This is a genomic window from Kitasatospora saccharophila, from assembly GCF_039529925.1.
Lineage (GTDB): Bacteria > Actinomycetota > Actinomycetes > Streptomycetales > Streptomycetaceae > Kitasatospora > Kitasatospora saccharophila.
Window position 1 is genome coordinate 1 of the sequence record NZ_BAAANS010000125.1, and the last position, 7566, is coordinate 7566.

The following is a 7566-nucleotide window of genomic DNA, read 5'->3' on the forward strand; positions in this document are numbered from 1 at the left end:
GCCCTCCCGGTCGGTGGTGGCATCGTCCGCGAAGCGACGGTCACCGGTCGCGTCGGGCACGTACTTCACACAGACAACGATCCTCAAGCTCACGGCCTGCTCTCCTGTTACTGGTCCGATCCGGCGGCTGCGGCGGCTGCCCGCGCGTCACCGAGCGGTCCTCGCTCCGCACGACGGGGCCCGCGGCCCGAGCGGCGCGCGAAGGTGCCCTCCGGGACTCCCCGGCAGCATACTCACGAGTAGTCCAACCGTCACTACTCGCCAGTAGCTTACGCTGCCCGCGACCCCGGCCCGGCACCACGCCGCCGCCTCCGGCCCATCCTGCCCCAGCCCGACCCGGCTGCCACCTGACTCCACACCAGATCCCCTGTGAGATTGACCGCGCGCCGGGCCCGCGGACCCCCGCGACCGGCTCAGACCGCCTCGCCCAGCGCCGCGATCACGTCCGCCTTCCGCGGCTGCCCCGCCGCCCGCCGCACCACCCGGCCGGACGCGTCCAGCACCAGCACCGTCGGCGTCCGCAGCACCTCCAGCCGCCGCACCAGCTCCAGGCTCGACTCGGCGTCCACCTCCACGTGCGCGACGCCCTCCACCATCCCCGCCACCTCCGCCAGCGTCCGCCGGGTCGCCCGGCACGGCTGGCAGAACGAGGTGGAGAACTGCACCAGCGTCGCCCGCTCCCCCAGCGGCGCCCCCAACTCCGCCCCGGTCAGCCGCACCGCACCGTCCTCGTCGCCCCGCACCCGCAGCCTCCCGTCCCGCACCTTGCGCACCGCTCCGAACGCGCCGGCCGCCGCCAGCACCACCAGGCACACGATCAGTCCGGTCACCCGCCCAGTGTGGCAAACCCGCCCCTGGGCCCGGAAGGCCCGCCCCGCTACCATCGGCCCGTGACCGCCCGCACCCCGTCGTCGAACCCCCGGCTGACCAGCCGCCGGGTGATCGACCTGTGCCGGGCCTGCACCACCCGCTGTCGCTGACCGCACGCCCCGACGTCCGGTCCCCCGTCAGCCCCCCTCCCCCGGAGCCCCTCCGTGCCCTCCGCACCGATAGACCCCCGCGGCCCCCGCTTCGCCGCCGTCCTCACCAGCCTCGTCCTGGCCGCCACCCTGATCACCGGCAGCACCCCGCTCCTGGTCCTGCAGACCGCGGTCTTCGCCGCCGGCGCGCTCGGCGGCCACCGCTACGCCCCCTACGGCTGGCTCTACCGCACCTTCGTCCGCCCCCGGCTGGCCCCGCCCGCCGAGCTGGAGGACCCCCGCCCCCCGCGCTTCGCCCAAGCCGTCGGCCTCGCCTTCACCCTGCTCGCCACCCTCGCCGCCCTCACCGGCCTCCCCTGGCTCGCCCTGACCCTCACCGCCCTCGCCCTCGCCGCCGCCTTCCTCAACGCCGCCTTCGACTACTGCCTGGGCTGCGAGTTCTACCTCCTGATCCAACGCGCCCGCTGAGCAAGAGCCCCGCCAGGGGCTCGGGGAACGGCGAGCCCGGGTCGGCTGACGGTTCACTGCCGCCCAGCGCACCAGCTATCGGTTCCGTCAAAGACACGCAGCCGCCTCGACCTCCGACGGGCTCCGGCCACCAGCAGCACGGCCCCGCCGTTCCCCGGGCCCCTGATTTCGCCTCCCGTTCTCGCCCTTCGCCCGCCCGGCCAGGGCCTGGCGTGACAGACCGTGCCCGTTCGGGGGATCATCTGGGGGAAACACCCGTGGCCGCCGCGGCGTGCCGCGCCCTCCCGGACCGGCCCCCACGCCCCGGGTACCGCCGGACCGGGCGTTTGGCCCGTGGGAAGTAGGGCTGACCGTGGCTGAGTTCGTGTACCCGCCGGTGATCCGCACCGCGCTGGCCGCCTTCAAGGCGCTGGACCTGCGCATCACCATCGTCGGCGCCGAGCACGTCCCCGCCACCGGCGGCGCCGTCCTGGTCAGCAACCACATCAGCTACCTGGACTTCATCTTCGCGGGCTTCGGCGCGTACCGGGTGGGCCGCCGCAAGACCCGCTTCATGGCCAAGGACGACGTGTTCAAGCACAAGGTCTCCGGCCCGCTGATGCGCGGCATGAAGCACATCCCGGTGGACCGCGCCGACGGCCAGCCCGCGTACGAGGCGGCGGTGAAGGCGCTGCGCGCGGGCGAGGTGGTCGGGGTGTTCCCGGAGGCGACCATCAGCCGCTCGTTCACGCTGAAGAAGTTCAAGACCGGCGCGGCCCGGATGGCGGCCGACTCCGGCACCCCGCTGCTGCCGGTGATCCTGTGGGGCACCCAGCAGTTGTGGACCAAGGGCCACCCGAAGACGCTGACCAAGCGCCACGTCCCGGTGACCATCATGATCGGCGAACCGATCCACCTGGCCCCCACCGACAAGCCCGTCATGGTGACCCGCCGCCTGCGCGCCGCGATGACCGAGATGCTGGACCGCGCCCAGCGCGAGTACCCGGCCGAGCCGTCCGGCCCGGAGGACTCCTGGTGGCTGCCCGCGCACCTGGGCGGCACCGCGCCGACCCTGGAGCAGGCGGAGGCCGAGGACGAGGCCGAGGCGGAGCGCCGCTCCGCCCGCTGACCCCGTCCGCCGTCCCGGGCGCCGTCTCAACGCCGGGGGCGGTTTCTCTCATCCGATCCCAAGGGCACGTTCATCCGCCGTCCCTACGCTGCGCGGAACGGTAAAGGGATCGAAAAGGGACGGGAAACCCATGGCAGTCGAGCAGCAGCACCCCGGGCACGACCACGACGAGGGCCGGCGGGTGAGCCGGCGGCGCGCCCTGGCGGGCATCAGCAGCATCGGCCTCGGCGCGCTGCTGGCCGCCTGCTCCGGCTCCGGCGGCGGCTCGACCAGCGCGAAGACCACCACGGGCGCGGACGCCTCGATCTCCCCGCAGGCGTCCACCACCGAGGACCTGACGGGCCTGTTCGCGGACGCCAACACCTGCGGCCTGACCGCGCAGACCACCCAGGGCCCGTACTACTTCGACGCCGACAAGATCCGCAGCGACATCCGCGAGGACCGCGAGGGCGTCCGGCTGCGGCTGGCCATCCGGGTGCAGGACAGCGAGACCTGCGCGGCGCTACCGAACGCGGTGGTGGAGATCTGGCACTGCGACGCGTCCGGCAAGTACTCGGGCGCCGAGCAGCTGTCCACCGGCGGCGGTGGCACGGGCGGCGGCCCGGGCGGCGGTCCGGGCGGCGGTGGCGGCACTCCCCCGTCGGGCGCCCCGACCGGCGCCCCGCCCTCCGGCTTCCCGTCCGGCTTCCCGTCCGGCGGCCCGACCGGCGCCCCGCCCTCGGGCTTCCCGTCCGGCGGCCCGGACACGGGCAACGGCGGTGGCGGCGGCGCGAACGACGGCATGGCCGACCTGACCCCGCAGGACGACAAGCGCTACCTGCGCGGCGCCCAGGTGACCAACCAGGACGGCATCGTGGAGTTCACCACCGTCTGGCCGGGCTGGTACTCGGGCCGCACCGTGCACGTCCACGCGATGGTGCACATCAACAACGAACGCACCCTGACCACGCAGATGATGATGGACGAGTCGCTGAACACGGCGGTCTTCGCCAAGGCCCCGTACAGCACCCACACCGGCCGCGACACCTTCAACGACGGCGACGGCATCTACCGGCCGACCATGCTGCTGAAGGTCAGCGAGGACGGCGACGGCTACCTCGGCGTGATCACCTTCGCCGCCGACCCCGACAAGAACGGCAAGTAACCCCACCGCCCCCGAGCCCCCGGCCCGCCGTCCGCGCGCCGGGGGCTCCGGCGCTCCGCCGGGGCCCGCTCAGCCGGCGAACCAGCCCGCCGCGTCCAGCCGGAAGCCGGACGGGCCGACCAACTCGGCGAGCCCGTCCTCCAGTTCGCGCAGGCGTCGCTCCCCGAGCACGGCCGCCCAGTGCGCCCGGATCCGGTCGAACCCGGCCGCCGACCTGGCCAGCACGTCCAGCCCGCGCGGCGTCAGCCGGACGACCTTGCGCCGGGCGTCCCCCGGGTCGTCCGCCCGCTCCGCGTAGCCGAGGGCCTCCAGCCGGTCCACGGTCTTGCCCGCGGCCTGCTTGGAGACCCCCAGCCGGCGTCCGAGTTCGCTCGCGGTGGCCCCGTCGAGACCGATCGCCTGCAGCGCGAAGCCGTGCGCGGGCCGCGCCTCCGGGTGGCCCCGGTCGGCCAGTTCGGCGTGCAACTCGTCGATGATCGTGCGGAATCCGGCGAACAGCAGCAGCGGCAGCTCGAAGCCGTCGCGGGCCGGTCCGGCCGGATCCGGAGCGCCCGGTTCCCCGTTGCGCGGATCGACAACCTGGTTTACGTTTTGGTCAACCACGTTGTCCATTCTAGGACGCGCCGCCGGAGCCCGCCCTCCCGGCCGCCCCGGCACGCCTCCAGCCGCCCCGAAAGGCCCACCCATGTCCGCGCACACCCCGACCGCCCCCGTCGCCCCGACCACCGGCACCCACTTCCCCGACCTCGACCCCGACACCGCCCCGCCGGCCGCCCGCCGCCAGCTCGAACAGGTCACCCGCCACCTCGGCTACCTCCCCTCCGCCGCCGCCCGCCTCGCCCACGCACCCCAACTCCTCGACGGATTCCTCAAGTTGACCGCCATGTTCGACGCCACCGAACTGGAACCGGTGGTCCGCGAAACCGTCGTCCTCACCGTGGCCACCCGCAACGGCTGCCACCTCTGCGTCGCCATGCACACCGGCGTCCTCACCCGGCTCGCCGCCGACCCCGCCCTGATCGCCGCCCTGCGCGCCCAACAGCCGCTGCCCGACGCCAAGCTGGAAGCCGTCCGGACCTTCGTCCACGCCGTCCTCGACCACACCGGCGCCGTCCCCGAACCCGAACTCGCCGCCTTCCTCGCCCACGGCTTCACCCCGCGCAACGCCCTGGAGATCGTCCTCGGCATCGGCGCCTACACCCTCTCCACCTTCGCCAACCGCCTCACCGACGCCCCGCTCGACCCCCAACTCGCCCCCCACGCCTGACCCTCCGCCCCCGGCCGGTAGGCTCCCGCGGTCGGCCGGTACGCTCCCCCGGTGACCGACCGCGGCCCCGGCCTCCCCGCGCTGCGCCACCAACTGGTGGCCGCGGTCCTCGGCCTGGCCGCCCCCGGCCTCCAGGACGACGCCTTCGATCCCGCGCCGCTGCTCGCCACCCTGTTCACCGAAGCCTGCGATGCCGACGACCCCGTCCCGTGGATCGGCCGCACCCTGCGCACCGGCGAGGAGGCCGCCCTCACCGCCGACCTCGGCGCCGCCCTGCGCACCCTCCGCACCACCCTCCCGCCCGACCCCCGGCCGGCCGACCACCTGGCCTCCCCGGCCTGGCCCGCCGTCACCACCGCCGCCGCCCGCCTGGCCCGCGCCCTGGTCGCCAACGACCACCACGCCCGCTGACCCGCCGGCGCCCGCTCAGAACACCATCTCCACCCCCATCGCCCCCTCCCCCGCGTCCGCCGCCGCCCGCAGCACCCGCAACGGCGCCTCGAACAACTCCGCCACCTCCGCGGCCCCTCCACCGTCCCCGTACCACGCCAACCACCGCGCCGCCCGCCCGAACGCCGCCTCCCGCGCCGCCCCGGTCACCCCCAGCACCGCCTCCACCGCCGGCAACCGCTCCCGCACCCGCCCGGCGTCCCAGACGAACTCCCCGGCCCAACCCGGCAACCGCTCCACCCCGTCCGGCCCCAGCGCGAACGCCAACGCGTGGAACGGGAACGCCTTCCGCAGTCCGCACACCCAGCGCTCCCGCTCCGGACGCCCCTCCAGCAGCCCCAGCAACTCCCAGCGGGCCTCCTCCAGTTCCTTCTCCTGGTGCCCCCAGGACTCGAACAGGACCCGCAACTCGTCCCGGTCCGCCGCCGGATGCTCCCGCCACCACGCCAAGGCCCCGGCCGCCCCCACCGGACGCCCCGGCCAGCCCACCGCCGCGGCGGCCCCGTCGGGCACCACCCCCAGCATCCACCACCCGTGGTGACCCACCCGTCCCCTCCTCAGCGACCGGGCCCCGCGCCCTCGGCTCCCCCAGCCTCGGCTCCCCCGTCCTCCGGCAGCACGAAATGGGGATTCTCGATCAACCCGACCACCGCCCCCGAGGGCTCCACCACCGTCCCGACCCGGATCCCACCACCCACCTCCTGGACCTGCTCCCGCACCCCCGCCCCCGCCGCCACGAACCGCGCCAGCGCCACGTCGACGTCCCGCACACCCCAGTACGACACCGGCCCGACCGCCGGATCCGCGCCCGGGTCCAGCCCCAACTCGTAGCCCCCCACGTTGAACCCCACGTAGAACGGCTCGTCGAAGTACGGCTCGACCCCCAGCACCGAACTCCACCACGCCTTCGCCGCCGCAAGATCCGGCGCAGGATGAATGACCGTCCGAAGACCGAGCAACACGCCGACTCCCCTCCCGTACCGACCCGCCGGACCCGACCGGCCGAAAGGCGAGCCTAGAAGATCCCGCCCCCGCCCACTCCCGGAACCCGCCACTCCGCCCCCACTCGCCCCTCACCCCAACTGCGGCACCACCTCCGCCGCCACCCACTCCATCGCCGGCACCAGGTGCTCCGCCGCCACCGGCAGCCACAGCGTGCAGTCCGTCAGCCCCGCCTCCGCCAACGCCCCCAACTCCGCCACCACACTCCCCGCGCTCGCCACCGCCCCGCCCAACGGCCGCCCAGGAGCCTCCACCGCCACCGGCACCCCCGGCGGCGTGAGGAACACCGCCCCCGCCACCGCCAACCGCTCCACGTCCGGCCCGCCCGCCCCGCTCCCCGCCAACTCCCCCAGCCGACGCCGCACTTCCCGCACCTGCCCGCCGTCCACCTCAGGCCCGTACCAGCCGTCCCCGAACCGCAGCACCCGCCGCAACGCCGCCTCACTGTGCCCACCCACCCACACCGGCGGCCCACCCGCCGTCACCGGCGCCACCCTGCCCCGGGCCCCCTCGAACTCCGTGAACCGCCCCGCGAACGCCGCCGGCCGATCCTCCCACAGCGCCCGCACCGCCCCCAGGTGGTCATCCGTCCGCGCCACCCGCTCCCGCACCGGCGCCCCACCCGCCGCGAACTCCTCCGGATTCCACCCCGTCCCCACTCCCAGCACCAGCCGCCCACCCGACACCACGTCCAACGTCGCCACCTGGTTCGCCAGCACCACCGCCCGGTAGTACGGCACCACCAGCACCGACGTCAGCAACCGCACCCTCGAAGTCACCCCCGCCACCGCCCCCAACAGCACCAACGGATCCGCGTCCACCCCGAACCCGCTCGCCAGCACCCGGTTCCCGACCGCCACGTGATCGAACCCCAACTCCTCGGCCACCCCCGCCGCCCGGACCGCCGCCCGCCCGTCCGCCACCGGCCACCCCGGCTGAAGCGACACGCCCACCCGCAACCCGACCATCCGCCCCGCACCTCTTCCCGATCGTCCGCCCCAACCGCACGCGCACCACGACCAACACCCCCACTCCCCCGCTTCTTCCGGGTCCGGAAATGCAGAAAGGGCCCCAGCCTGACGGCTGGAGCCCTTTCTTTGAATGATTGTTCGGCGGCGTCCTACTCTCCCACAGGGTCCCCCCTGCA

10 protein-coding genes and 1 pseudogene are annotated in these 7566 nt (G+C 74.8%); 5 read left to right on the forward strand and 6 right to left on the reverse strand.

The window, feature by feature from the left end; translation table 11 throughout:
* Both ABD345_RS39425 and ABD345_RS39430 read right to left on the reverse strand, forming a co-directional pair.
* Positions 1–93: pseudogene (locus tag ABD345_RS39425) on the reverse strand (electron transfer flavoprotein subunit beta); the annotation flags it as partial.
* Positions 94–413: 320 nt separating this feature from the next.
* Positions 414–830: a TlpA family protein disulfide reductase gene (locus tag ABD345_RS39430; protein WP_344559579.1), complete on the reverse strand. Its 417-nt coding sequence runs from the start codon at positions 828–830 to the stop codon at positions 414–416.
* Positions 831–1034: 204 nt separating this feature from the next.
* Between ABD345_RS39430 and ABD345_RS39435 the strand changes: the two genes are divergently transcribed.
* The 3 genes from ABD345_RS39435 (at position 1035) to ABD345_RS39445 (ending at position 3700) form a co-directional block, all read left to right on the forward strand.
* Positions 1035–1448: a DUF4395 domain-containing protein gene (locus tag ABD345_RS39435; RefSeq protein ID WP_344559581.1), complete on the forward strand. Its 414-nt coding sequence runs from the start codon at positions 1035–1037 to the stop codon at positions 1446–1448.
* Positions 1449–1800: 352 nt separating this feature from the next.
* On the forward strand, positions 1801–2556 hold the full coding sequence (locus tag ABD345_RS39440) for a lysophospholipid acyltransferase family protein (RefSeq protein WP_344559583.1): 756 nt from the start codon (positions 1801–1803) through the stop codon (positions 2554–2556).
* 130 nt (positions 2557–2686) lie between these two features.
* Positions 2687–3700: a peptidase associated/transthyretin-like domain-containing protein gene (locus ABD345_RS39445; RefSeq protein ID WP_344559585.1), complete on the forward strand. Its 1014-nt coding sequence runs from the start codon at positions 2687–2689 to the stop codon at positions 3698–3700.
* 69 nt (positions 3701–3769) lie between these two features.
* Here ABD345_RS39445 and ABD345_RS39450 read toward each other — a convergent pair whose 3' ends face one another.
* Positions 3770–4312, reverse strand: coding sequence for a MarR family winged helix-turn-helix transcriptional regulator (locus ABD345_RS39450; RefSeq protein ID WP_344559587.1), 543 nt, complete (start codon positions 4310–4312; stop codon positions 3770–3772).
* 73 nt (positions 4313–4385) lie between these two features.
* On the opposite strand from ABD345_RS39450, the gene ABD345_RS39455 reads away from it, so the two are divergent.
* Together ABD345_RS39455 and ABD345_RS39460 are read left to right on the forward strand one after the other, a co-directional pair.
* Positions 4386–4967 (forward strand): carboxymuconolactone decarboxylase family protein, encoded by a 582-nt coding sequence (locus ABD345_RS39455; protein WP_344559589.1) that lies wholly within the window; start codon positions 4386–4388, stop codon positions 4965–4967.
* Positions 4968–5018: 51 nt separating this feature from the next.
* Positions 5019–5378 (forward strand): SCO4402 family protein, encoded by a 360-nt coding sequence (locus ABD345_RS39460; protein ID WP_344559591.1) that lies wholly within the window; start codon positions 5019–5021, stop codon positions 5376–5378.
* A 15-nt stretch (positions 5379–5393) separates the two neighbouring features.
* Here ABD345_RS39460 and ABD345_RS39465 read toward each other — a convergent pair whose 3' ends face one another.
* Genes ABD345_RS39465 through ABD345_RS39475 form a run of 3 tightly spaced genes read right to left on the reverse strand, consistent with a single transcriptional unit; the run spans position 5394 to position 7366 of the window.
* Positions 5394–5963: a hypothetical protein gene (locus ABD345_RS39465; RefSeq protein ID WP_344559593.1), complete on the reverse strand. Its 570-nt coding sequence runs from the start codon at positions 5961–5963 to the stop codon at positions 5394–5396.
* An 11-nt stretch (positions 5964–5974) separates the two neighbouring features.
* Positions 5975–6472 (reverse strand): VOC family protein, encoded by a 498-nt coding sequence (locus ABD345_RS39470; RefSeq protein ID WP_380272661.1) that lies wholly within the window; start codon positions 6470–6472, stop codon positions 5975–5977.
* An 18-nt stretch (positions 6473–6490) separates the two neighbouring features.
* Positions 6491–7366, reverse strand: coding sequence for a TIGR03619 family F420-dependent LLM class oxidoreductase (locus ABD345_RS39475; RefSeq protein ID WP_344559597.1), 876 nt, complete (start codon positions 7364–7366; stop codon positions 6491–6493).
* Positions 7367–7566: the final 200 nt, after the last annotated feature.